A 21,795-nucleotide genomic window follows, 5' to 3' on the forward strand; every position below is an offset into this window, starting at 1 on the left:
CCGTGTCAGCGGGACGCCGTCTGGTGGAGACCGGGGACGTCCAGATCGTCGGCGCCGAGGTACTGGTTGTACGCGGTGACGTTCGTGAAGAAGATCGGGATGGGCAGGGTCAGCCCCGGTGGCAGCGGGGGCGGCATGCTCGGGGTGAACGTGACGGGGAGCAGGCCGAGCAGGTTCCCGCTGAGGACCTTGGTCAGCAGGACCACGGGCTGACCGGTGGCAACCGTCGTGCTGGAGGGGGCCCCGTCCGTCTCCAGAGTGCCCTGGCAGGGATACCAGGGGCCGGGTGCGGTCGGGTCCACGCTGCCGATACCGGGAATGCCCATGTCCAGCAGGGGCAGCCGGAGGCCGGGCAGGCCGTGGAAGGGCGGAGCCGGCGGCGGGGGCTGGTTGCGGCCGCATCGGGGGGCGAGGAGAGGCGCGGTCTCGCGCAGGCTCTCGATGTCGAGGCGGGTCACCGTGAAGACCAGGACCTCCTGGGGTCCGTACGCCGTCGGCACTTCGGTGATGCCGTGATAGGTCAGGCCGGTGAGCACCATCAGGGGACTGCGGACCCGGAACGGCTGGGCCGCGGCGGGCACTTGGTACGCGGCCGCGTCGACACCGAGCCTGAGGGAGATCAGCGGCTGCGGAAGGCACCAGGGCGAGCGCGCGCCCTGGCCGGAGCCGAGGTCCAGTTTGATGTGCAGGGGCAGAAGCGACAGCAGGCCGTCCATCCGCCCGTCGCCGGGCAGGCGCGGGATGTGCAAGGGCAGGTCGGACGGCGGGACGGCGTCGCGGGTGTTGTCGCCGGACCGGGCCGGGACCTCGTGCGACCTGCCCGGCCCTGCGGAGTGGTCGTCCATGCCGCGCCGCAGCGGGCCGGCGGTACCGCTCGGGCTCGGCGTCGCGCGGTCGTGCCGGGCGGCCGGGCTGTCGTCGTGCTTGCGGGGGGTGTCGTGTGCGTCGGGTGCACCGTCCAGGCCCAGCAGGCCGGCGACCGAGCCGAGCAGGCCCGCTCCGGAGGAGGGCGCCGGTGCGGGCGCGGGCTTCACGGGGCCGGATCCCCCTCCGGACGTGTGTGTGCCGTGCGCTTCGGTACGCGGCTTCGGCACCCGGGGGGCGCGGGACGTGTGCGACCCCTGCGGGCCGGACTCCGCGGTGGCCGAGCCCGTGGGGTGGTGAGCGTGCTCAGGCCCGGGGCGGGGTGCGTTCGGCCCGTCCTGCGGTGCGTCCGGCGCGGCATCCGCAGGGTTGCGGTTTCCCGTTCCCGGCGCGGTGGGTGCCTTCCCGGCCAGCAGTCCGCCGAGCAGAGAACAGACGGTCAGGCCCTGGGGGGTGCTGGTGTCCTCGTCGGCGGTCCCGCCGGGCATGCCGGGCACGCCGAGCGATGCGTCGGCGATGTTCGACACCGTCCGGGCGTGGTGCGCCGGGGCCGCCTGCAGCCCGCCGGTCAGGAGCGCCCCGATCGGTAGCACGCCGAGCGCCCGCAGACGGATCGTGCGCCAAGTCAGGGGCTTCGTACGCGAGTTGCCGCCGTCCTGTCCGCCGTCGGCCGCCTGCTCTCCGTCGCCGCCTCCCCCGCTTCCCGGTTCACCGGAACCGCCGGGCCCACCAGGGCCGCCGGGGCCGCCGCTCCCACCGGGGCCGCCCGGGCCATCCGGCCCGTCCGGGTCACCAGGGTCGGCCGGGTCCCCCGGATCGGCGGCTCCCCCAGGGCCGTCCGAGCCGTTCCCCCGACGCCAGTCCGGCCAGATCGGGGGCCGGGCCGGCGGCCGTGGGTACGGCACCCAGCTCACCGCCATCGCGCCGCCGGCGATGCCCAGCAGAAAGCCGATCAGGAAGCCACCGAAATTGGAGAGCACGAGTGAGGCGACGGCGAACACGAGCGTCGCGATGCCCGCGAACACCCGGTGCCCGGGCGCCAGCCACAAGCTGAGCGCGAGGACCACCATGAAGATCCCCATGAGCGACCCCGCCACGCCGGCGATGCCCTCGTGCATCATGATCGGCAACGGCGCGAACGGGATGGAGAGGATCTCGACCCCGGCCAGCAGTGTCCACACTCCCGCCCAGAACGGGCGGCTTCGCCGCCAGTCCGCGAAGGCGTTCCACCACCCGGACCGCCGCCCGTCGTCGGCTGCACTCCCCATCAGAAACACGAGTGGTCGCCGACCTTCACGCTCAGGTGGAGTCCCGGCAGCCGGAACGTCGCCGCGCTCACCGAACGCGTCTGCTGCCGCAGATCGTCGATGCGTACGGTGTCGGCCTGCTCGCCGAAGCCACCGGGCTCGCCGTGCACGCCGGGCACCCCCTGCACGGTCGCGGCGTCCTGGCCGATGTTGATGTTGTGGAAGAGCGCGTCACCCTGCAGGTCATGGGTGTCCGCGACGAGCCGGTACGCGTGCGCGGGAGTCCCGCCGTCGCCCGAGGTCAGCCGAAGGGTGACGGGCCCGAAGAGAGGCACGTCCTGCACGACGGACTGGCAGAGGTCGTACAGCTTGGCGTAGCGGATCCCGGAGAGTGCTTCCGGGTACGAGGCATGAGCGCCTCGGTCCAGCACACCGAACTGGACGAACCCGCGCCCTTCGAGGGTGCTGGCGGCGATCTGGAAGCTCTGGCCGGACACCGTGAACGAGTTGGGCGACACCCCGAAGGACGCGGCCAGGGCACCACGCGCCATCGCCGTGCACAGCACGGCGGACGCCAGCAGGGTGGGCACCATGGCCACGGCCGTACGCCTCCATCGGGTGTGCCCGGTGGGAGGTGTACCCACGGTGTTCTGTGCGGCACTTCCGGCGATGCTTGTCATCCCTCTCCCCGTCAGACACGCGGGGCCGGCCCACCGGGCCGAGAGACCCCGACGCCCGAGTCTCGGGCGGTATGCATCGCCAACTGCCGCGGGACCCGCTTGTGACTCCGCGACCGGCCGAGGGACCCAAATGGGGGGACGCCTTCACCCGCTCGGCGCAAAGGGAGCCGTAGCGGGTGAAGGGTGGGACGGGCCGTTCAGTAGCAGGGCTTGGATCCGGACTTCACACCCAGGTGCAGGCCGGTGAGCCGGAAGGTGGCCGCGGTCACCTCACGGGTCGACTGCCGCAGGTGATCGATGCGTACGGTGTCCGCCCGCTGGCCGAAGATTCCCGCGCCGTCGGGGCCGTTCTTGAAGGTCGAGGCGTCCTGCCCGATGGTGATGTCGCTGAACACCGCATCGCCGCCGAGGTCGTCCGTGTGGACGACGAGATGGTCCGCGTGCGCGGGCTTGCCGCCCCCGCCGGCGCCGATCCGCAGCGTGGTCTCGCCGACGACGGGAAGGCGCACGACCATCGACTGGCACAGGTTGTACAGGTCGGCCGAATCGATGCCCGCGATGGCCTCCGGATACGCCTGGGACTTCGACCGGTCCATCCCGACGTACTGGGTGAACCCGGTGCCCTGCAGCCGGTCGGCGGAGATCTTGAGGTTCTGTCCGGAGATCACCATGGACTGTGCGGAGACCGCGAGGGAGACCGGGAGGGCGCCCGCGCTGACCGCCGCCAGGAGTGCCCCGGAGACCAGCAGCGTCGGCACCATCACCCAGCCGAGCCGCGGCCACCGGGTGTGCCCCGCGGGGCGGGATCCGGGTTCAGGGACCGTCATCACTGCCTCCCCGCCTCGAGCGGTGCCGGGCGGGGGCGGGACTGCACCCGCGCCGCCGGCAGCGGCCGTCGGGCCACAGCCTCATTGCACCCCCGGGCATGGGGGTCGGCAACCGGAACATCGTGGGGCGCCCCTGCGGCACGCAGCCGGAGCGGGTCGCGGGACCGTCGCGGGAGGGTGTACGCGGCGCACGGGGCTGTCGGGCGCGCGGGCCTCCGCGCCACCGGGCACTCCGCGCCACCGCGCCTCCGGGACATTGCGCCACCGCGCCACCAGGCCACCGCGCCACCGCGCCTCCGGGACATTGCGCCACCGCGCCACCAGGCAACCGCGCCTCCGGGGCATTGCGCCACAGCGCCGCCGGACCTGCGCTCCTCCGGGCCCGCTAAGCCACCAACGCCGTGTGGATCCAGCCCAGTTGACCCGTCGTCGTCGGCTGAGCCGCCCGCGCCAGCGCCCGTCGGTCGCCGTGGACACCCGGCGCGATGGCCTCCCGTACCTCGACCTCGGCCACGAGCCCGCGTGCCGTCAGCACCCGCCACACCGACGTCAGCAGCGCGTCGTCGCCGATGAACGCGGGCACCGTGCTGGGGGTGCCGCCCTCGATCCGGTAGCGCAGGCGGACCGGCTGGACGGGGACGCCCGCGTCGAGCGCGGCCTGGAAGGCGGCCCGCCGGAAAGTGCCCTGGGCGCGTCCGCACCAGGTGCTGCCCTCGGGGAAGACGCCGACGGCCTGCCCCTGGCGCAGCGCGTCCGCGATCTGGGCGACCGTCTGCGGCAGGGCGCGCAGCCGGTCGCGGTCGATGAACAGCGCACCGCTGCGCGCCGTCAGCCACCCGGCCACGGGCCAGCCGCGGATGTCGGACTTGGCGAGCATGCGGGCGGGCCGGACGGCGGCGAGCAGCGGGATGTCCAGCCAGGAGATGTGGTTGGCGACCAGGAGCAGGCCGCCGGTGGGCGCGGCGGCGCCGGTGATACGGACCTGGACCCCTGCGGCCCGCACGATCCACCGGCACCACCGCCTCACCGTCTCGGCGGGGATCCGCCCGCCGAGCGGCGTCAGTGCGATCCCGACGAGCATCAGGACCACGACTGCCGCCATCCGCAGCACGGCACGCGGTACGGCCGTGGCGGACCCCGTCGCCTCTATGCACGCCCCCGGGGTGCAGGGCGCGCTGGGCTGCCAGGCGCTCATCAGGCCGGCACGAGCGACAGGAAGTGCCGCAGATAGCGCGGGTTGACCCGGCGCATCGACAGCAGCACGTACAGGTCGGCGACCCCGAAGTCCGGGTCGTGGGCGGGCTCGGCGCACACCCAGGCGCCCAGGCGCAGGTAGCCGCGCAGCAGGGCGGGGATCTCGGTGTTCGCGGCAGGGGCGGCGGTGTCCGGCACCCAGGGCAGCAGCGGCCGTACCCGGTACTCCTCCGGGGCCAGGTGCTTGGCGCGCACCCGGTCCCAGGTCGCGGAGGCGAGCCGGCCGCCGTCGGCGAGCGGGATGGAGCAGCAGCCGGCCAGCCACTCGTGGCCGCGGTCCACCATGTAGCGGGCGATGCCGGCCCAGGTCAGGCCGATGACGGCGCCGTCGCGGTGGTCGGGGTGGACGCAGGATCGGCCGACCTCGACCAGGCCGGGGCGGATCGCGTCGAGCGGGGTGAGGTCGAACTCGCCCTCGGAGTACAGCCGTCCGGCGACGGCCGCGCGCTCCGGCGGCAGCAGCCGGTACGTGCCGACGACCTGTCCCGTGACCTCCTCGCGCACCAGCAGGTGGTCGCAGTAGGCGTCGAAGGCGTCGACGTCGTGGCCGGGCTCCGCGGTGGCCAGCAGGGCGCCCATCTCCCCGGCGAAGACGTCGTGCCGCAGCCGCTGGGCGGCACGCACGTCGTCCTCGTCGCGGGCGAGCGAGACGCTGTAGCGGGTGGGCGCCGTGGGCTGCGGGGGACGGTCGAGCGTGGATACGCCGGTCATGGCTCTCTCCTGGTCACGGGCCGGGTCGGCGGGACGGGGGCGGCTGAGCGGTGTCGTGCGATCCGCCGCCCCTGTTCTTCCGATGCCGACTGACCTTCGAGTAACCGGCGCAGAGAGAACGGGTGTGAGCTTGCTGAACGGCTCGGGCCGCCCCTGTCATTTCGCCGGCGCGCCGTGCGCCGGTCACCCGCGGGTCTCCCTCGTAGCACCTGCACCGCGCCACGGTGCGGGTCCGCCGTTCGCGGCCCGGGCTCGTCCCGGACCGCGGGCCGGGCCCGTATGGCCTAGCTGGACACGCGCGCACCGGCCGTCGCGGCGAGAGTGACGTGCATGACCGAATCCGGAGCCGACGAGCGACGGCGCGGCGCGGCCGTCTCCACCAAGCGCCGGCGGACCGTGCGCGGTGCCGGGGAGGCCGCCCGGCGTGCCGCCGAGGAGCTGACGGAGCTGATCCGCCACCGCCTCGAAGGGGTGTCCGCGGTGCGCCGGGGCGAGGACGACGGCTGGATCGTCGACGTCGACGTGCTCGAACTGGCGCGCATCCCCGACACCACCAGCCTGCTCGCGACGTACCGGGTGGAGCTGGATCCGGCGGGCGAGCTGGTGCAGTACCGCCGGATCGCCCGTTACCGGCGCGGCGCCCAGGACCAGTGACCGGGCCGTCGCCCAAGTCTCCCGGAAGGACCGCCGCATGACCGTCTACAGCGACGAGATCGTCTGTGCGCCCCGCGCCGGAACGCTCTACGACGTGCTGGAGCTGATCCTCGACCGCGGCATGGTGATCGACGTCTTCGTGCGCGTCTCGCTGGTCGGCATCGAGATCCTCAAGGTCGACGCGCGGATCGTGGTCGCCAGCGTCGACACCTACCTGCGCTTCGCCGAGGCGTGCAACCGCCTCGACCTCGAGCACGACTCGCGCTCCAAGACCGTGCCCGAACTCTTCGGCGGCGGGCCGGTCGCCAAGACGATCGGCAAGGCGGGCGCCAAGCGCACCGCCCGCTCCCTGACCGACAAGGTGAAGGACGTCCTCACCCCGGACGACGACACGGACGACGACGAGCGGGACGAGCGCGCCGCCGAGCCGGAGCGCAGGCGCCGCAGCCCCGCGAAGAAGACCGCCGGCTCCACGACCCGCCGCAGCACTGACGACGACCGCCCCCGGACCCGGCGCCGCAAGGCCGAGGAGGAATGACCGTGACGGCCACCGCCGCCCCTACCACCGCCGGCACGCTCTACGTCTACGGCATCGCCCCCGCGGGTGTGCTGCCCCCGCGCACCCCCGGAGTGGACGGCGCCGCGGTGCGGCTGCTGACCGAGGAGGGGTTGTGCGCGGCGGTCTCGGACGCCCCGGCTCAGGTCCGGGCCCGCCGACGGGATCTGACGGCCCATCAGGCGGTGCTCGGCGAACTCACCGCGCAGGGCCCCGTCCTGCCCATGCAGTTCGCCGTCCTCACGCCTGCCGCGGAAGACCTGCGCGCCCAACTGCGCAACGACCGCGCCCACTTGACGGCACAGCTCGACAGCGTGCGGGACTGCGTCGAGATGAACGTGAAGGGCATCGTCGTGCCGGGCTGCTTCGCCGACCTCGTCGGCCGGGACGAGAACCTGCGGGCGCTCGCCCGGCAGACCCGGCACCACCCCGGCTACGAGGCGAACGTACGGCTGGGCGAGGCGCTCGCGAAAGCCGTCACCCGTGAGGCCCGCCGTGCGGCACGGGAGGTGCTGGCCTGCCTGGCTCCGCTCGCCGTACGCACGGCGCAGGGACCGGTCGACGACGAGCAGGTGCTGAGCACGTCGTTCCTGGTGCGCTCCGCCGACGAGTCCCGCTTCCGGCAGGCGCTGACCGCCCGGGCCCGCGACGTCGGGGACCGGCTGGCGCTCAGCGTGACCGGTCCGCTGCCGTGCTACAGCTTCGTCGACGCGCGGTCCACCACGGCCGGCCGGTGACGCGATGGGACTCGTGAGCGGGCTCCTGCTGCTGCCGCTGGCCCCGTTGCGCGGCACCCTGTGGGTCGCCGACCACCTGCTCGCGGAGGCCGAACGGCAGCTGGACGACCCGCGTGCGGTGCGGGCACGCCTGGCCGCCCTCAACCGGGCCCTGGAGGAAGGCGCCATCGACGAGGCGGCGTTCGAGCAGGAGGAGGAGCGCCTGCTCCGTCGCCTCGACAGTCCGGTCCGCTTCACCGGCCACAGCGCGGTGGCCGCGACCGGTGCCGGCCAGGGCGGGCGTGTCCCCGTACGGCACCCGCACGACGGGGGCGGCTCATGACCGACCTCGGCACCTGGCCGGCGGGCACCGCGCCGCAGCCCGTGGGACCCCCCGGCGGCAGCCTCGCCGATCTGCTCGAACGGGTCCTGGACAAGGGCATCGTCATCGCGGGCGACATCAAGATCAACCTGCTCGACATCGAGCTGCTCACCATCCGCCTGCGCCTGTTCATCGCCTCGGTCGAAACCGCGAAGAAGGCGGGCATCGACTGGTGGGAGACGGACCCGGCGCTGTCCTCGCGCGCCGCGCGTGACGCGCTCACCGAGGAGAACGCGCGGCTGCGCGCCCGCCTCGAAGCCCTGGAGGAAGCCGGGCCCGACACCGCCGAGGGAGCCACATGACCACGGTCACCTGCCTGTTCGCCGTGACGGACACCCCGCCGCCGGACGAGGTGCTCGCGGTGACGCCGGGCCACGACGGCGGCGGCCCGCTGCGGGTCCTGAGCGCGGGTCCCCTGCATCTGGTCGTGCAGGACGCTCCCGCGGCGGACTTCGGGCAGGCGGCGCTCACGGAACGCCTCAACCGGCCCGAAGAGCTGGAGCGTTGCGTCCGGGCCCATCACCGCGGCGTGGAGACGGCCGCGAGCGCGGGTACGGCCGTGCCGATGCCGATGGCGACGCTGTATCTCGACGACGACAACGCGGTACGGGCCGTGTGCGCCCGGGAGGCGTCCCTGCGTACCCTGCTGGAGCGGCTGCGCGACCGCACCGAGTGGGCGGTGAAGGTGCACGGTCCGTCAACCACGCCCGCCACTGCGGCCGTTGGGGAGGGGCCGGCCGACGGGCGGTCCTATCTGCGCCGGGCCAGCACCCGGCGGCGTACCGAGCGCGAGGCGCGCGAGCATGCCCTCGCGCACGCCCGGGCCGTCGACCGGGAGCTGCGGTCGTTCGCCGTCGCCGCGACGCGGCACCGGCCGCAGAGCGAGCAGCTGACCGGCACGAGCGTCCCGCAACTGCTCAACGCCGCCTATTTGGTGGACGACGCGCGGCGTGCCGAGTTCGTCCGAGCCGCGGACCGGCTGGCGCGTACAGCACGTCGTTCGTCCGTGGAGGTCACCATGTCGGGACCGTGGATTCCGTACTCCTTCGCCCGCACGGACGAGATGGAGTGCGGCGCGCACCAGGAGGTGGGGGCATGACCGTGCCGGCCGTCGGCCGTGCCGACCGTGCGGCGGTGCCCTGGGACACCGCCGAGCCGTACGCGCCCGTCGGGGTGCCGCTGGTCGACCTGCTCGACCGGGTGCTGGCGACCGGCGTCGTGGTCAGCGGTGATCTGGTGCTGACCATCGCCGACGTGCCGCTGGTGCGGATCTCCCTGCACGCCCTGCTGGCGTCGGTCAGCGAGCGCATCCCCGCGCCCTGGGCGGACAGCGGGCCGCTGTGACCGCGCCGCACACGCCGACCCTGGACCTCGATCCCGAGCGGGTCACGAACGACCTGGCTGCCCTGGTCCTGACCGTGGTGGAGCTGCTGCGCCAGCTCATGGAACGCCAGGCGGTGCGCCGTTTCGACGAGGGGACGCTCGGCGCCGAGCAGGAGGACCGGCTCGGTACCGCGCTGATGCTGCTGGACGAGCGCATGGACGAGTTGTGCGCGCAGCACGGCCTGCGGCGCAGTGATCTCAACCTGGACCTCGGCCCGCTGGGACCCCTCCTGGCCGATCCGGACCGGTGACGGCCGATCCGGACCGGCGACGAGTCGGGTCCACGGCACTGCGGGGAGTTCACTTCGCCGGCGCGCAGTGCTCCAGCCATCTGCGGGTCTCCGGCTCGTCGAGGACGCGCTCGAGGACGAGGTCTCCGGTCATGCGGGGGAAGAACCGGCCGGCGGGCCAGCCCCGCTGGTACGGCGGCGGGTCCAGGACGAGCAGGCGTACGCCGTCGACGACGGGGATGTCGGCGGGCGTGCCCTCGTTCCACACCCATTCGCCGCCCGGCGTCACGAGGTTGAAGGAACCGGTCGTCGGCACCTGGCCCGGTGCGTCGCGGCACACCGCGACCTCCTGGGCGGAGGGTGCGTGGCCGGGGACGTGGCCGCCGCCGACCAGGGCGCCGGCCAGCAGGGTGTGCAGCTGGAAGTTGTCGCCGAGGCCGCTCATGCGCATCGCGTAGCCGGTGCCGGTGGGGCGGTGCAGCACCACCAGTGGTTCGTCGTCGAGGACGAGCAGGGCGTAGTGGAGGCACTTGAAGTCGTGCTCGGACGCTTCCTGCACGGGGCGCAGCGCGGCCAGCAACTCGGCGCGCCGGTCGCCGAGTTGGACCCGTACGGCGCCGTGACTGAGCATCGCGACGGAGGCCATCTCCCACTGCGGCAGCGTCGCCCAGCCCACGGCCGCGTCGGAGCCGACGCGTTCGACCAGAGCGTCGTCCATGAAGTCGCTGTCCGGATCGGGCAGGTCTCCCCCGCCGGTCGCCGCCCAGCGCTCGCAGAACTCCCCGGCCGACGTGAGCGCTTCGGCGAGTCCGCCGAAGATGTACGGGGCGCAGGCCGTGGCGTCGGCGCCCCGTTCCACGCATGCTCCGGTCAGTACGGCGACCAGCCCGCGGGGGCCTGGCGGCACGTCCGGCAGCAGGGCCGCCAGCCGCGGGCCCGCCTGCGCGAACTCCCGGTCCGCGGCGTCGCCGTAGCTCTGCTGTATCTCCTGCATCGCGTGCTGGGAACGCTGTCCGTCCCGCTCGCGTACAGCGGTCTCGAAGCCGGCGACGGCCTCGAGAAACCGCTCCCTCCCCTTGCGCCCGAAATTCATGCGGGAACCTTACAGACCCCGCACATACGGGGCGGGGCCGGGGAGCACCACTCCCGGCCCCGCCCGTCCGCCCCCTGTCGGCGGACGTCTCGGCAAGCGCCGCCGCTAGCGCTTGGCCACCTTGCGCGTGGCCCGCAGCCACTCCTTGTTCATGCTGGTGATGGAGACCAGCGGGATGCCCTTGGGGCAGGCGGTGGCGCACTCGCCGGTCAACGTGCAGCCGCCGAAGCCCTCCTCGTCCATCTGGGCCACCATGTCGAGCACGCGGGTCTCGCGCTCGGGCGCGCCCTGCGGGAGCGTGTTGAGGTGGTTGATCTTGGCGGAGGTGAAGAGCATCGCCGCGCCGTTCGGACAGGCGGCCACGCACGCGCCGCAGCCGATGCACTCCGCGTGCTCGAAGGCGAAGTCGGCGTCCGGCTTGGGCACTGGGGTGGCATGGGCCTCGGGTGCGGCGCCGGTGGGGGCGGTGATGTAGCCGCCGGACTGGATGATGCGGTCGAAGGCCGAGCGGTCGACCACGAGGTCCTTGATCACCGGGAAGGCGGAGGCCCGCCAGGGCTCGATGTCGATGGTGTCGCCGTCCTTGAAGGACCGCATGTGCAGCTGGCAGGTGGTGGTGCGCTCCGGGCCGTGCGCGTCGCCGTTGATGACCAGCGAGCAGGCGCCGCAGATGCCCTCGCGGCAGTCGTGGTCGAAGGCGACCGGGTCCTCGCCCTTGAGGATGAGCTCCTCGTTGAGGGTGTCGAGCATCTCCAGGAACGACATGTCGGAGGAGATGCCGTCCACCTCGTACGTGGACATGGTGCCTTCGGCGTCGGCGTTCTTCTGCCGCCAGACGCGCAGGGTGAGCTTCATGCGTAGCTCCGCTGGGTGGGGTGGACGTACTCGAAGACCAGGTCTTCCTTGTGCAGGGTGGGAGCCTCGCCGGTGCCGGTGAACTCCCAGGCGGCCGCGTAGGCGAACTGCTCGTCGTCGCGGGCCGCTTCGCCGTCCGGGGTGTGCGACTCCTCGCGGAAGTGGCCGCCGCAGGACTCGGCGCGGTGCAGCGCGTCGAGGCACATCAGCTCGGCGAGCTCCAGGTAGTCGACGACGCGGTTGGCCTTCTCCAGCGACTGGTTGAACTCCTCGCCGGTGCCGGGGACCTTGATGCGCCGCCAGAACTCCTCGCGGATCTGCGGGATGCGCTCCAGCGCCTTGCGCAGTCCTGTGTCGGTGCGGGCCATGCCGCAGAACTCCCACATGAGTTCGCCGACTTCGCGGTGGAAGGAGTCGGGGGTGCGGTCGCCGTCCACCGCGAGCAGCCTGGCGAGGCGGTCCTCGGTCTCCCGGACGGTGTCGACGGCGGCCGGGTGCGTGGCGTCGACCTCGTCCTTGTGCGGGTTGCGCGCCAGGTAGTCGTTGATCGTCGCCGGAAGCACGAAGTAGCCGTCGGCCAGGCCCTGCATCAGCGCGGAGGCGCCGAGCCGGTTCGCGCCGTGGTCGGAGAAGTTGGCCTCGCCGATCGCGAACAGGCCGGGGATGGTGGTCTGCAGGTCGTAGTCGACCCACAGCCCGCCCATCGTGTAGTGCACGGCCGGGTAGATGCGCATCGGCACCTCGTACGGATCCTCGTCGGTGATCCGCTGGTACATGTCGAAGAGGTTGCCGTACTTGGCCTCGACGGCCTTGCGGCCCATGCGCTTGATGGCGTCGGCGAAGTCGAGGTACACGCCCTGCCCGCCGGGGCCGACGCCGCGGCCCTCGTCGCACACGTTCTTCGCGGCGCGGGAGGCGATGTCGCGCGGCACCAGGTTGCCGAAGGACGGGTAGATGCGCTCCAGGTAGTAGTCGCGCTCGCCCTCGGGGATCTTGTTCGGTGGACGGTCGTCGCCCTGGGCCTTGGGCACCCAGATGCGGCCGTCGTTGCGCAGCGACTCGCTCATCAGCGTCAGCTTGGACTGGTGGTCGCCGGTGCGCGGGATGCAGGTCGGATGGATCTGGGTGAAGCAGGGGTTGGCGAAGTAGGCGCCGCGCCGGTGGGCCCGCCAGATCGCGGTGGCGTTGGAGTTCATGGCGTTCGTCGACAGGTAGAAGACGTTGCCGTAGCCGCCGGACGCCAGGACGACGGCGTCCGCGAAGTACGTGGAGATCTTGCCGGTGATCAGGTCGCGGGCGACGATGCCGCGCGCCTTGCCGTCGACGATGATCAGGTCGAGCATCTCGGTGCGCGGGTGCATCTCGACGTTCCCGGCGGCGATCTGCCGGCTGAGCGCCTGGTACGCGCCGAGCAGCAGCTGCTGGCCCGTCTGGCCGCGGGCGTAGAAGGTGCGGGAGACCTGCACACCGCCGAAGGAGCGGGTGTCGAGCAGTCCGCCGTACTCGCGGGCGAAGGGCACGCCCTGCGCCACGCACTGGTCGATGATCTCCACCGAGATCTGGGCGAGGCGGTGCACGTTGGACTCGCGCGCCCTGAAGTCGCCGCCCTTGACGGTGTCGTAGAACAGGCGGTGCACGGAGTCGCCGTCGTTGCGGTAGTTCTTCGCGGCGTTGATGCCGCCCTGCGCGGCGATGGAGTGGGCGCGGCGCGGGGAGTCCTGGTAGCAGAACTGGACGACGTGGTAGCCCTGTTCGGCGAGCGTGGCGCCCGCGGAGCCGCCGGCCAGACCGGTGCCGACCACGATGACGGTGTGCTTGCGCCGGTTGGCCGGGTTGACCAGCTTGGCCTCGAAACGGCGTGTGTCCCAGCGCTCGTTGACGGGCCCGGCGGGGGCCTTGGTGTCGGCGACGGGCTCGCCGGTCGCGTAATCCACGTACTCAGCAGGCATGTTCAGCTCACCACTCCGGTCATCACGCCCACGGGGACGGCGATGAAGCCGGCCGTGAGCAGCAGTGCGAGGACGTTGGCGCAGGTCTTCAGGGCGCGGTCGCGGGTGCGGCTGCCGACGCCGAGGGTCTGTGCGGCGCTCCAGAAGCCGTGCCGGATGTGCAGACCGAGGGCGAGCATCGCGACGATGTAGATGACGTTGCCGTACCAGGTGGAGAAGGTGTCCACGACGTTCTGGTACGGGTGGCCCTCCTGGAATCCGCCGGGGTGCACGGTGCCGGTGGTCAGGTCGAGGATGTGCCACACGATGAACAGGGCGAGGATGATCCCGCCCCAGCGCATGGTGCGCGTGGCGTAGCTCGCGCCGGCCCTCCTGTGCACGTACTTGCTGGGCCGCGCCTTGATGTCGCGGCGGCTGAGCTGGTAGGCGGAGACCGCGTGCGCGACGACCGCGACGATCAGCACGACGCGGATCAGCCACAGCGTCCACTCGTAGTGCATGAAGGGCTCGCCGACGGTGCGCAGCCAGTGCGCGTAGTGGTTGAACTCCCCCGCTCCGAAGAAGATCTTCAGATTGCCGATCACATGCGCGACCAGGTACAGGAGCATGATCACGCCGCTGACGGCCATCACCGTCTTCTTGCCGACGGAGCTGTCCCACACGGTGCGCGCCATGGACGGTCGTCGGTCCGTCCGCGTTGCCAGAGCCATGAGTCAAGACGCTAGGACGGAACAGGGCGATCGGTCCAAGACATGGTCCGGCTTGATTCGATAGCCGGAAGCTATCGTGACACCATGCAGTTCCAGCAGCTTCAGTATTTCGTCGCCGTCGCGGAGACCCGGCACTTCACCCGCGCCGCGGATCTCGTGCATGTGGCCCAGCCCTCCCTGTCCCAGCAGATCAAGGCGCTGGAGCGGGAGCTGGGGGCCGATCTGTTCCAGCGGGCGCGGGGCAACATCACGCTCACCGACGCGGGCGAGGCACTGCTGCCGCTGGCGCGGCGCATCCTGGCCGACGCGGACACCGCCCGGCACGAGGTGCAGGAGCTGGTGCAGCTGCGCAGCGGCCGGGTCCGGCTGGGCGCGACGCCCAGCGTGTGCACGGGCCTGCTGCCGGACGTGCTGCGCGCCTTCCACGACCGCTATCCCGGCATCCGGCTGCTGATCGAGGAGGGCGGCTCCCACGATCTCGTACGGGAGCTCGCCCGCGGCGCCCTCGACCTCGCCCTGGTCGTCCTGCCGCTGCCGACGCCGTCCCCGGCGCTGACCACGGTGGAGCTGCTGCGCGAGGACCTGGTCGTGGTGTCCTCGCCGGAGGCCCCGGCGCCCGGCGGGCCCGGCCGGCGCACCGTGCGCATCGCCGACCTGGAGGGCGAGCGCCTGGTGATGTTCCGGCACGGCTACGACCTGCGCGAACTGACGGTGGCGGCGTGCCGCGCCGAGGGCTTCGAGCCGGACTTCGCGGTCGAGGGCGGGGAGATGGACGCGGTGCTCGGCTTCGTCCGGGCCGGGCTGGGCCTGGCCGTCGTGCCGCGCATGGTGGCCACCCGCTCGGGGCGCGGCCTGCGGGTGACGCCCCTGGCCAGGCCCGGGCTGCACCGCACGATCGCCCTGGCCCACCGCAGCGACGTGGCACCGCCGCGCGCGGCACGGGAGCTGCAGCGGATGCTGCTGGAGCGCTGAGCGCGGCGCGTGGAGCGCCGCCCCCTTCAGGCAGTCATCTCCAGGCAGTCCCGGCAGTCGCCTCCAGCACCTTGTTTCACCGTACAGCTATCTGCATAATGCAGTTATGCATAAGCGGGTTATGGAATCGGCGGACACCGATGGGTCGCCCGAGGCGCTGATGATCGCCGTGGAGCAACTGGTGCTCTACGTACGCCGCAGCGCCACCACCGGCGGTCTCAGCACCGCGGCCTCGTCCGTGCTCGGCTTCCTGGGCCGGGAGGGCGCGTACCGGCTGACCGACCTGGCGCGCACCCAGCGCGTCTCCCAGCCCAACATGACCCAGCTCGTCACCCGCCTGGAGCGGTCCGGGCTGGTCCGGCGCGTCGCCGACAGCCGGGACGGGCGGGGCGTGCTGGTCGAGGCCACCGACGCGGGCATGGAGGTCTTCCGGCAGCGGCGCACCGAGCGCACCCAGGCGCTGCAGGGCGTCGTCGACCGGCTGACCGGGCCGGAGCAGGAGGCGGTACGGACCGCGCTGCCCGCTCTCGCCCGCGCGATCCACGACCTCGACTGACGTCCGCCACCACCGTGACCCCTCGACTCCCCGGAAGAGAACCGCACATGAGTGCTTCGCACGAGCGGGCCGCAAGCCCCTTCAAGCAGCCGAAGGCCGTCTGGGCCGTCGCGTTCGCCTGCGTGATCTCGTTCATGGGCATCGGTCTGGTCGACCCGATCCTGCCCGCCCTGGCGTCGAGCCTGCACGCCACGCCCAGCCAGGTCTCCCTGCTGTTCAGCAGCTATCTGATCGTGACCGCGGTGGCCATGCTGATCGTCGGCTGGGTCTCCAGCCGGCTCGGCGCCAAGCGCACCCTCGTCGTCGGCCTCGCCGTCATCGTCGTCTTCGCCGCCCTGGCCGGCACCTCCGGCTCCATCAACGGCATCGTCGGCTTCCGCGCGGGCTGGGGCCTGGGCAACGCCCTGTTCATCGCCACCTCCCTGGCCGTCATCGTCGCCTCGGCCAGCGGCGGTTTCGGCGGCGCGATCATCCTCTACGAGACCGCCCTCGGCCTGGGCATCGCCGTCGGGCCGCTGCTGGGCGGCGAGTTGGGCGCCATCAGCTGGCGCGGCCCCTTCTTCGGCGTGGCCGTACTGATGGCGACAGCCCTGGCGGCGACCCTGGCCTTCGTGCCGTCGCTGCCCAAACCCGCCAGGCCCACCTCGCCCCTCGCACCGCTCAAGGCGCTGCGCCACCGCGGCCTGCTGACCATGGGCATCATGGCGCTGCTGTACAACTGGGGCTTCTTCACCATGCTCGGGTACGCGCCCTACCCGATGGAGCTCAGCGCCCACCAGCTCGGCCTGGTCTTCACCGGCTGGGGCCTGCTGGTCGCCCTGTTCAGCGTCTTCTTCGCCCCGCGCCTGCAGGGCCGCTTCGGCACCGCGCCCGTGCTCTACGCCAACCTGCTCGGCCTCGGCATCGTGATGGCCGTCATCGCCGCCGGGGTGAAGACGCCCGCCGTGGTCATCGCCGCCGTCATCGTCAGCGGCGCCTTCATCGGCATCAACAACACCCTGACCACCCAGGCCGTCATGCTCGTCTCGCCCGTCGAGCGGCCGGTCGCCTCCTCCGCGTACGGCTTCCTGCGCTTCATCGGCGGCGGTCTCGCGCCCTACGTCGCCGGCAAACTCGCCGACGCCACCGACCTGAGCGTGCCGTTCTACCTCGGTGCCGCCACCTTCGTGGTCGCCATCCCGGTCCTGGCCAGCGGTCACCAGCTGCTGCGCAGGGCCGAGGAGCGCGCGGAGGAGGGCGAGCAGGTGGACCCGCAGATCGGCCCGCAGGTGGGGCCGACCCTCACGCCGGTCACGGCCCCCGCCGCGCCGGGCACGGCGCCGGTCGTCGTCGCGGTGGGCGCGCACGAGCGGGCCGACGTCATCGTGGACGCGGCCGCCCGGCTGGCCCGCGAGAGCGGCAGCCCGCTGGAGGTCGTGCACGTCCAGCAGACCGCGGTCGTCGAGGACCAGGTGGCCGACACCGAACCCGCCGACACGGCGCGGGACGCGGTCACCCGCCATCTCGACCGGCTGGCCGGGCAGGGCGTCACCGCCACCGGCCAGATCCTGGTCAGCGTCGGCGACCACGCGGCGGCCGGCCGGCTGCTGGCCCGGCACGCGGCCCGGACCGGCGCCCGGGCGGTCGCCGTCGGCCGCTCCCCGCGCGGCCCGCTCGCCCAGTTCACCGACGGCAGCCTCACCATGGCCCTGGCCCACAGCGCCGAGTGCACCGTCGTCCTGGTGGACCCCGAGCACAGCCCCCGCACGCTGACCCGCGACGCGCTCACGGAGCTGCGCGGCAGTGCCGCCTGAGGCGTAGCAACGGCCCTGGCCCCGTCGCTACCTTGTCCACCGGCCCCATCCGGGGCTGCGGCCACAGGGGAGGCGACGGTGCCGGGGCAACGGCGTAGGCGCGGGGCGGCAGTTGTGGCGGGCGTGGCGTTGTGCGGCCTGCTGGCCGCCGGCTGCGCGACACCGGGAGACGGCGGATCCGGGGATGCGTCGTCCTCACCATCGAGGCCTACGCCTACGACGGCGTCGGCGCCCGCCTCCGCGACGGCGAGCCGCGCGGCGGCGCCGTCCCCTGTGTCCGGTCCCTGGCGCTCCTGGGCCACCGGCCTCTCCGCCGGTGAGGCCGCCGGCGCGTGCGGCGCGACGGCCCATCAGGTCGTGTGCGCGACCAACACCGGTGGTCTGGTGGGGCGTTCACGGGCCGACGGACGTGTCTCCTGGAGCGTGGCCGCGCACGACCACGGCAAGAGCGCCGGGCTGGTCGTCGACGCCGCCGGCGAACGGGCCGTCACGGGCGTCGCCGGTGTGCTGCGCGCCGCGAATCTGCGGACGGGGGCGACGGCCTGGACCCACCGCCTGCCCTCCGGCGACACCTCCATCCTCGGCGCTGCGGACGGGGTCGTGTACGCGCTCGGCGTCACCGATGCCACGTCAAGTACCGCCCTCCTGGACGCCGTTCGGGCCTCCGACGGCACGTCCCTGTGGCGCCGGACGGTCTCCTGGGAGCGGGGCGAGCCCCTCGCCGCCTTCCGGGGCCGCGTCTACACCGCCGACGGCACCCAGGTCACCGCCCGCGACGCCCGGACCGGCGCCACCGTGGCGAAGAGCCCCGCGGGAGTGCCGTGCCAGCACCTCGTCTCCGGCGGTCACTACCTGGTCTGCACCGGCAGCCCGTTCTCCGCCGGGGACACCTTCCCGCCCATGCGGCGCCTCGATCCGGCGACGCTGAGGCCGCTGCCCACCCCGAGGAACACGATCGACAAACCCGTGCGCGGGCTGATCTCCGACGACGGGGTCCTGGTGCTGTACGAGGCCGGCGCGGAGGACACCAGCGCGGGCAACTGGAACGCGTACGACCTCGTGGCCGGGCGCAAGCTGTGGAGCACCTACACCACCGAGACGGACGCCGCCATGGCCGGCGGCCGCTTCGTGACCTTCACTCCGGTCAACGACCGCGCCAGGCGGGGACGCGTGCTCACGATCGACCTGCACGGCGGGCCGCAGGCGACCGGAGGCGCCGCACCGGGCATGTCGCTGCCGTACGCGCAGACGAGGGACGGCGAGCACCCGCTGCTCGTCGTCCCGGGCGGCGACGCGCGCCACGTTCTCGTGATGGCGCGCACACACGCGTCGCTGCGCTCGCTCCCCCTGCCCTGAGACCGGCCGCGGTTCAGCCGGTCGCGTCCACCAGGGCCAGCTCGTGCAGCCGGTCCGGCGGGCCCGGCCGGGCGTAGTACCAGCCCTGGGCCGTGTCGCAGCCCAGTATCCTCAACTGCTCCGCCTGGGCCCCGGTCTCCACGCCCTCGACGGTCACCGCGAGGTCGAGGGAGTGGGCGAGCGAGACGATCCCTTCGACGATCTTGAGGTCGACGGGGTCCGCCGGGAACTGCTGCATGCTCTGGGTGAAGGAGCGGTCCAGCTTCAGGATGCTCACCGGCAGGCGGCGCAGGTTCGCCAGGTTCGAGTAGCCGGTGCCGAAGTCGTCCAGCGCGATGTCGACGCCCATCTCGGCCAGCCGGCGCAGCGGTTTGAGCAGGTCGTCGTCGGCGCCGATGAGGGCCGACTCGGTGACCTCCAGGCACAGCGCGTCCGGCGCGACGCCGGTGCGCTCCAGGATGTCGACGGTGTCCTGCACCAGCCCGGGATGCGTGAGCTGGCAGGGCGAGAGGTTGACGTTGATGCGCAACGGGCCCGCGTCGACGTAGCGTTCGCGCCACTCGCGGGCCTGGCGCACCGACTGCTCCAGCACCCAGCGGCCCAACGGCACGATCAGGCCGGTGTGTTCGGCGAGCGGGATGAAGCGGTCCGGGCCGAGCACGCCGTGCTGCGGGTGCAGCCAGCGCACCAGGGCCTCGGCGCCGCGCACGCTGCCGTCGCCGAGGTGCACCAGGGGCTGGTACTCGATGAAGAACTCGCCCCGGTCCAGGGCCGTCGGCAGGGCGGTGGTCAGGCCGTGCCGGGTGATGGCACGGGCGTCGGCCTCCTCGTCGGCGAGCTCGAAGCGGTTGCCGCCCGCCGACTTGGCGCGGTACATCGTGATGTCGGCGCTGCGCAGCACCTCCGCCGGGCCGCGCTCGCCCGCCGGGCCCTCGACGATGCCGATGCTGCCGCGCACGGTCAGTTCACGGCCGTCGATGCGGATCGGGGCGAGCAGCGCGTTCATGATGCGGCCGGCCAGCTCGTCGACCTCGCGCTCGGTGTCGGGGCCGGTGGTCAGCGCCACGAACTCGTCGCCGCCGAGCCGGGCGACCATCTCGCCGGGCGCGGTCGCACAGGCCTGCAGCCGGTCGGCGACCTCCACCAGCAGGCGGTCGCCGGCGGCGTGGCCGAGGCTGTCGTTGACGGTCTTGAAGCCGTCGAGGTCGAGGTAGCACAGGCCGAAGCGCTGGCCCTGCCCGGCGCCCAGCGCCTTCTCCAGGCGCTCGAAGAAGAAGGTCCGGTTGGGCAGGCCGGTGAGCGCGTCGTGGGTGGCCTCGTAGCGCAGCCGGAGGTTGAGCAGCCGGCGCTCGGTGGTGTCCTCCATGAGGGCGAGCTGGTACTGCGGATTGCCGTCCGCGTCGCGCAGCAGGGACACCGTGAGGTTGGTCCACAGGACCGTTCCGTCAGGCCGGTAGAACGCCTTCTCGAGGTGGTAGTGCTCGCGCTCGCCGCGGACGAGCTCGTCGTAGAGCGTCCAGGTCTGGGGCGCGTCCTCGGGGTGGGTCCACGCCTTGACGTTGCGCGCGGGGAAGTTGTGCTCGGTCAGGCCGAACATGCGCAGCAGGGCGCCGTTGACCTGGAGGATGTTGCCCTCGAGGTCGGCGATGCCGATTCCTATGGCCGCGCCCTCGAAGACCGCGCGGAAGCGGGCCTCGGTGGCGTGCAGCGCCTGCGCCACCACGCCCTGCGCCGTCAGCGCGGCCGCGGAGATCGCCTCCTGCTCGGCCAGCGTCCGCTCACGCAGCGCCTGCGCGAACCCGGCGGCCATGGTGTGCTGCAACCGCGCGCAGCGCGCCCGCAGTTCCTCGGGATCGCCGTCGTCGCCGCAGTAGAGCACCAGGTAGGCGTCGACGCAGTCCAGCGTGCGGGTCAGCGCCTCGGGTTCGGTGCAGTGCGCGGTGACCAGGGCGGCACCGACTGCCCGGCCCTCCTCCGCGTCCACCGTGCGGGCGTGCAGCGCGTCGTTCAACCGACGGGCCAGCGGCAGGAGTTGCTCCTCGAACTCCGGCCGGGTCAGCGACGTCGAGGTCACCGGGAAGACCGCCCGGCTCCAGATCGTCGCGAACCTGCGCAGTCTGTCCTCGGGCCCGTCCGGTTCCGCGCTCACGCCGTACGTCCTACGCCGGCGAACCCGGAGAAGGCAAAGGGATCCTCGTCCTCCGGCGCCGTCTGCGGCCGCCAGTGCGGCATCGACACCAGTCCCGGTTCCACCATGTCGTACCCCTCGAAGAACCGCGCGATCTCGTCGCGCGAACGCATGATCAGCGGGTTGCGAATGTCCTTGTACACGTCCACCGTTCCCGCGGCCCGTTCGGCCGGGACCGGGATTCCCTCGTACGAGGCATGGGTGAGGATCAGCAGGCTGCCGGGCGCGAGCGCGTCGCGCAGTTCGGCCACCGCCCCGTACGGGTCGTCCTCGTCTTCCACGAAGTGAAGTATGGCAACGAGAAGCAGCGCCACTGGCCGATTCCGGTCGATCAGTCGCTCCACCTCGGGGCTGGCGAGGATCTCCCGGGGCTTGCGGAGGTCGGCGGCGGTGACGTCCGCGAACTCGTTGCCGTCCAGTACCGCCTGACTGTGCGCGACGGCGACGGGGTCGTGGTCGACGTACACGACACGGGCGTCCGGCCGGGTCGACTGGGCCACCTCGTGGACGTTTCCGAAGGTGGGGATGCCCGAGCCGATGTCCAGGAACTGGTCGATGCCCTCGTCCAGGGCGAAGCGCACGGCGCGGCGCATGAACGCCCGGTTCGCCTGCATGATCTTGGGGAGTCCCGGCATGAACTCCATCGCCTTGCGGGCCGACTCCCGGTCGACCTCGAAATTGTGCGAACCGCCCAGGTAGTAGTCGTAGATCCGCGAGACGCTCGGCACCGAGATGTCGACGCTCCGTGGGGCCCAGGCGGGACGCTCCATCTATCTCTCCAAGGCGTAGGCGATCCGGTGTTCGAGCCGAGGCTACTGA

The 21,795-nt window shown here is 72.6% G+C and carries 23 protein-coding genes; 12 read left to right on the forward strand and 11 right to left on the reverse strand.

What is annotated here, in order from left to right; translation table 11 throughout:
* Nucleotides 1–5 precede the first annotated feature (5 nt).
* From ACFU97_RS15150 to ACFU97_RS15170, 5 genes are all read right to left on the reverse strand, one after another.
* Nucleotides 6–2,132, reverse strand: coding sequence for a DUF6114 domain-containing protein (locus ACFU97_RS15150; protein WP_384255801.1), 2,127 nt, complete (start codon nucleotides 2,130–2,132; stop codon nucleotides 6–8).
* Complete coding sequence (locus ACFU97_RS15155; RefSeq protein ID WP_384255985.1) at nucleotides 2,132–2,704, reverse strand: DUF6230 family protein; 573 nt, start codon at nucleotides 2,702–2,704, stop codon at nucleotides 2,132–2,134. Before ACFU97_RS15155 ends, ACFU97_RS15150 begins: the two co-directional genes overlap by 1 nt.
* 284 nt (nucleotides 2,705–2,988) lie before the next feature.
* Nucleotides 2,989–3,618: a DUF6230 family protein gene (locus ACFU97_RS15160; RefSeq protein WP_384255804.1), complete on the reverse strand. Its 630-nt coding sequence runs from the start codon at nucleotides 3,616–3,618 to the stop codon at nucleotides 2,989–2,991.
* A gap of 385 nt (nucleotides 3,619–4,003) precedes the next feature.
* Nucleotides 4,004–4,813, reverse strand: coding sequence for a lysophospholipid acyltransferase family protein (locus ACFU97_RS15165; protein ID WP_384255807.1), 810 nt, complete (start codon nucleotides 4,811–4,813; stop codon nucleotides 4,004–4,006).
* A complete protein-coding gene (locus tag ACFU97_RS15170) occupies nucleotides 4,813–5,583 on the reverse strand; it encodes a GNAT family N-acetyltransferase (RefSeq protein ID WP_384255809.1) in 771 nt (256 codons plus the stop codon). The genes ACFU97_RS15165 and ACFU97_RS15170 overlap by 1 nt, the downstream gene beginning before the upstream one ends.
* A 330-nt stretch (nucleotides 5,584–5,913) precedes the next feature.
* Between ACFU97_RS15170 and ACFU97_RS15175 the strand changes: the two genes are divergently transcribed.
* The 8 genes from ACFU97_RS15175 to ACFU97_RS15210 are packed head-to-tail and all read left to right on the forward strand — an operon-like array spanning nucleotide 5,914 to nucleotide 9,525.
* The gene (locus ACFU97_RS15175; RefSeq protein ID WP_384255812.1) at nucleotides 5,914–6,237 is read left to right on the forward strand and encodes a gas vesicle protein; all 324 of its coding nucleotides are present in this window, start codon (nucleotides 5,914–5,916) and stop codon (nucleotides 6,235–6,237) included.
* A gap of 37 nt (nucleotides 6,238–6,274) precedes the next feature.
* Entirely contained in the window at nucleotides 6,275–6,775 is a 501-nt protein-coding gene (locus ACFU97_RS15180; protein ID WP_384255815.1) for a gas vesicle structural protein GvpA, read from the forward strand.
* The gene (locus ACFU97_RS15185) at nucleotides 6,772–7,530 is read left to right on the forward strand and encodes a GvpL/GvpF family gas vesicle protein (RefSeq protein WP_384255818.1); all 759 of its coding nucleotides are present in this window, start codon (nucleotides 6,772–6,774) and stop codon (nucleotides 7,528–7,530) included. Before ACFU97_RS15180 ends, ACFU97_RS15185 begins: the two co-directional genes overlap by 4 nt.
* A gap of 4 nt (nucleotides 7,531–7,534) precedes the next feature.
* A complete protein-coding gene (locus tag ACFU97_RS15190) occupies nucleotides 7,535–7,852 on the forward strand; it encodes a gas vesicle protein GvpG (protein ID WP_384255821.1) in 318 nt (105 codons plus the stop codon).
* Complete coding sequence (locus ACFU97_RS15195) at nucleotides 7,849–8,193, forward strand: gas vesicle protein (protein ID WP_384255824.1); 345 nt, start codon at nucleotides 7,849–7,851, stop codon at nucleotides 8,191–8,193. The genes ACFU97_RS15190 and ACFU97_RS15195 overlap by 4 nt, the downstream gene beginning before the upstream one ends.
* Nucleotides 8,190–8,990 (forward strand): GvpL/GvpF family gas vesicle protein, encoded by an 801-nt coding sequence (locus tag ACFU97_RS15200; RefSeq protein ID WP_384255827.1) that lies wholly within the window; start codon nucleotides 8,190–8,192, stop codon nucleotides 8,988–8,990. The genes ACFU97_RS15195 and ACFU97_RS15200 overlap by 4 nt, the downstream gene beginning before the upstream one ends.
* On the forward strand, nucleotides 8,987–9,235 hold the full coding sequence (locus tag ACFU97_RS15205; protein WP_384255829.1) for a gas vesicle protein: 249 nt from the start codon (nucleotides 8,987–8,989) through the stop codon (nucleotides 9,233–9,235). Before ACFU97_RS15200 ends, ACFU97_RS15205 begins: the two co-directional genes overlap by 4 nt.
* Nucleotides 9,232–9,525, forward strand: coding sequence for a gas vesicle protein K (locus ACFU97_RS15210; RefSeq protein WP_384255832.1), 294 nt, complete (start codon nucleotides 9,232–9,234; stop codon nucleotides 9,523–9,525). Before ACFU97_RS15205 ends, ACFU97_RS15210 begins: the two co-directional genes overlap by 4 nt.
* A 49-nt stretch (nucleotides 9,526–9,574) precedes the next feature.
* Here the strand turns inward: ACFU97_RS15210 and ACFU97_RS15215 are convergent, their stop codons facing one another.
* From ACFU97_RS15215 to ACFU97_RS15230, 4 genes are all read right to left on the reverse strand, one after another.
* Nucleotides 9,575–10,597, reverse strand: coding sequence for a hypothetical protein (locus tag ACFU97_RS15215; RefSeq protein WP_384255834.1), 1,023 nt, complete (start codon nucleotides 10,595–10,597; stop codon nucleotides 9,575–9,577).
* 105 nt (nucleotides 10,598–10,702) lie between these two features.
* A complete protein-coding gene (locus tag ACFU97_RS15220) occupies nucleotides 10,703–11,452 on the reverse strand; it encodes a succinate dehydrogenase/fumarate reductase iron-sulfur subunit (RefSeq protein ID WP_384255836.1) in 750 nt (249 codons plus the stop codon).
* Nucleotides 11,449–13,401 (reverse strand): fumarate reductase/succinate dehydrogenase flavoprotein subunit, encoded by a 1,953-nt coding sequence (locus ACFU97_RS15225; protein ID WP_384255839.1) that lies wholly within the window; start codon nucleotides 13,399–13,401, stop codon nucleotides 11,449–11,451. Before ACFU97_RS15225 ends, ACFU97_RS15220 begins: the two co-directional genes overlap by 4 nt.
* 2 nt (nucleotides 13,402–13,403) lie before the next feature.
* Nucleotides 13,404–14,075, reverse strand: a complete 672-nt coding sequence (locus tag ACFU97_RS15230; protein WP_384255988.1) for a succinate dehydrogenase — start codon at nucleotides 14,073–14,075, stop codon at nucleotides 13,404–13,406.
* 120 nt (nucleotides 14,076–14,195) lie between these two features.
* On the opposite strand from ACFU97_RS15230, the gene ACFU97_RS15235 reads away from it, so the two are divergent.
* From ACFU97_RS15235 to ACFU97_RS15250, 4 genes are all read left to right on the forward strand, one after another.
* A complete protein-coding gene (locus ACFU97_RS15235; RefSeq protein ID WP_384255842.1) occupies nucleotides 14,196–15,083 on the forward strand; it encodes a LysR family transcriptional regulator in 888 nt (295 codons plus the stop codon).
* 106 nt (nucleotides 15,084–15,189) lie between these two features.
* Entirely contained in the window at nucleotides 15,190–15,639 is a 450-nt protein-coding gene (locus tag ACFU97_RS15240) for a MarR family winged helix-turn-helix transcriptional regulator (protein ID WP_384255844.1), read from the forward strand.
* Between the two features lie 47 nt (nucleotides 15,640–15,686).
* Complete coding sequence (locus ACFU97_RS15245) at nucleotides 15,687–17,432, forward strand: MFS transporter (RefSeq protein WP_384255847.1); 1,746 nt, start codon at nucleotides 15,687–15,689, stop codon at nucleotides 17,430–17,432.
* Nucleotides 17,433–17,705: 273 nt separating this feature from the next.
* Entirely contained in the window at nucleotides 17,706–18,788 is a 1,083-nt protein-coding gene (locus ACFU97_RS15250) for a PQQ-binding-like beta-propeller repeat protein (RefSeq protein WP_384255850.1), read from the forward strand.
* A gap of 13 nt (nucleotides 18,789–18,801) precedes the next feature.
* On the opposite strand, the gene ACFU97_RS15255 is transcribed toward ACFU97_RS15250, so the two are convergent.
* Nucleotides 18,802–20,937, reverse strand: coding sequence for a putative bifunctional diguanylate cyclase/phosphodiesterase (locus tag ACFU97_RS15255; protein ID WP_384255853.1), 2,136 nt, complete (start codon nucleotides 20,935–20,937; stop codon nucleotides 18,802–18,804).
* On the reverse strand, nucleotides 20,934–21,746 hold the full coding sequence (locus ACFU97_RS15260; protein WP_384255856.1) for an SAM-dependent methyltransferase: 813 nt from the start codon (nucleotides 21,744–21,746) through the stop codon (nucleotides 20,934–20,936). The genes ACFU97_RS15255 and ACFU97_RS15260 overlap by 4 nt, the downstream gene beginning before the upstream one ends.
* Between the last annotated feature and the right edge of the window lie 49 nt (nucleotides 21,747–21,795).

The sequence above is a fragment of the Streptomyces sp. NPDC057616 genome (assembly GCF_042800575.1).
Classification (GTDB): Bacteria; Actinomycetota; Actinomycetes; order Streptomycetales; family Streptomycetaceae; genus Streptomyces.

Excerpts from the sequence above, each read along its gene's own strand:
- ACFU97_RS15235 (WP_384255842.1), top strand. The coding sequence starts at position 14,196 with ATGCAGTTCCAGCAGCTTCAGTATTTCGTCGCCGTCGCGGAGACCCGG.
- ACFU97_RS15185 (WP_384255818.1), top strand. The coding sequence starts at position 6,772 with ATGACCGTGACGGCCACCGCCGCCCCTACCACCGCCGGCACGCTCTAC.
- ACFU97_RS15190 (WP_384255821.1), top strand. The coding sequence starts at position 7,535 with ATGGGACTCGTGAGCGGGCTCCTGCTGCTGCCGCTGGCCCCGTTGCGC.
- ACFU97_RS15240 (WP_384255844.1), top strand. The coding sequence starts at position 15,190 with ATGCATAAGCGGGTTATGGAATCGGCGGACACCGATGGGTCGCCCGAG.
- ACFU97_RS15220 (WP_384255836.1), bottom strand. The coding sequence starts at position 11,452 with ATGAAGCTCACCCTGCGCGTCTGGCGGCAGAAGAACGCCGACGCCGAA.
- ACFU97_RS15160 (WP_384255804.1), bottom strand. The coding sequence starts at position 3,618 with ATGACGGTCCCTGAACCCGGATCCCGCCCCGCGGGGCACACCCGGTGG.
- ACFU97_RS15230 (WP_384255988.1), bottom strand. The coding sequence starts at position 14,075 with ATGGCGCGCACCGTGTGGGACAGCTCCGTCGGCAAGAAGACGGTGATG.
- ACFU97_RS15215 (WP_384255834.1), bottom strand. The coding sequence starts at position 10,597 with ATGAATTTCGGGCGCAAGGGGAGGGAGCGGTTTCTCGAGGCCGTCGCC.
- ACFU97_RS15260 (WP_384255856.1), bottom strand. The coding sequence starts at position 21,746 with ATGGAGCGTCCCGCCTGGGCCCCACGGAGCGTCGACATCTCGGTGCCG.
- ACFU97_RS15195 (WP_384255824.1), top strand. The coding sequence starts at position 7,849 with ATGACCGACCTCGGCACCTGGCCGGCGGGCACCGCGCCGCAGCCCGTG.
- ACFU97_RS15165 (WP_384255807.1), bottom strand. The coding sequence starts at position 4,813 with ATGAGCGCCTGGCAGCCCAGCGCGCCCTGCACCCCGGGGGCGTGCATA.
- ACFU97_RS15200 (WP_384255827.1), top strand. The coding sequence starts at position 8,190 with ATGACCACGGTCACCTGCCTGTTCGCCGTGACGGACACCCCGCCGCCG.
- ACFU97_RS15175 (WP_384255812.1), top strand. The coding sequence starts at position 5,914 with ATGACCGAATCCGGAGCCGACGAGCGACGGCGCGGCGCGGCCGTCTCC.
- ACFU97_RS15245 (WP_384255847.1), top strand. The coding sequence starts at position 15,687 with ATGAGTGCTTCGCACGAGCGGGCCGCAAGCCCCTTCAAGCAGCCGAAG.
- ACFU97_RS15180 (WP_384255815.1), top strand. The coding sequence starts at position 6,275 with ATGACCGTCTACAGCGACGAGATCGTCTGTGCGCCCCGCGCCGGAACG.
- ACFU97_RS15170 (WP_384255809.1), bottom strand. The coding sequence starts at position 5,583 with ATGACCGGCGTATCCACGCTCGACCGTCCCCCGCAGCCCACGGCGCCC.
- ACFU97_RS15225 (WP_384255839.1), bottom strand. The coding sequence starts at position 13,401 with ATGCCTGCTGAGTACGTGGATTACGCGACCGGCGAGCCCGTCGCCGAC.
- ACFU97_RS15205 (WP_384255829.1), top strand. The coding sequence starts at position 8,987 with ATGACCGTGCCGGCCGTCGGCCGTGCCGACCGTGCGGCGGTGCCCTGG.
- ACFU97_RS15150 (WP_384255801.1), bottom strand. The coding sequence starts at position 2,132 with ATGGGGAGTGCAGCCGACGACGGGCGGCGGTCCGGGTGGTGGAACGCC.
- ACFU97_RS15155 (WP_384255985.1), bottom strand. The coding sequence starts at position 2,704 with ATGGTGCCCACCCTGCTGGCGTCCGCCGTGCTGTGCACGGCGATGGCG.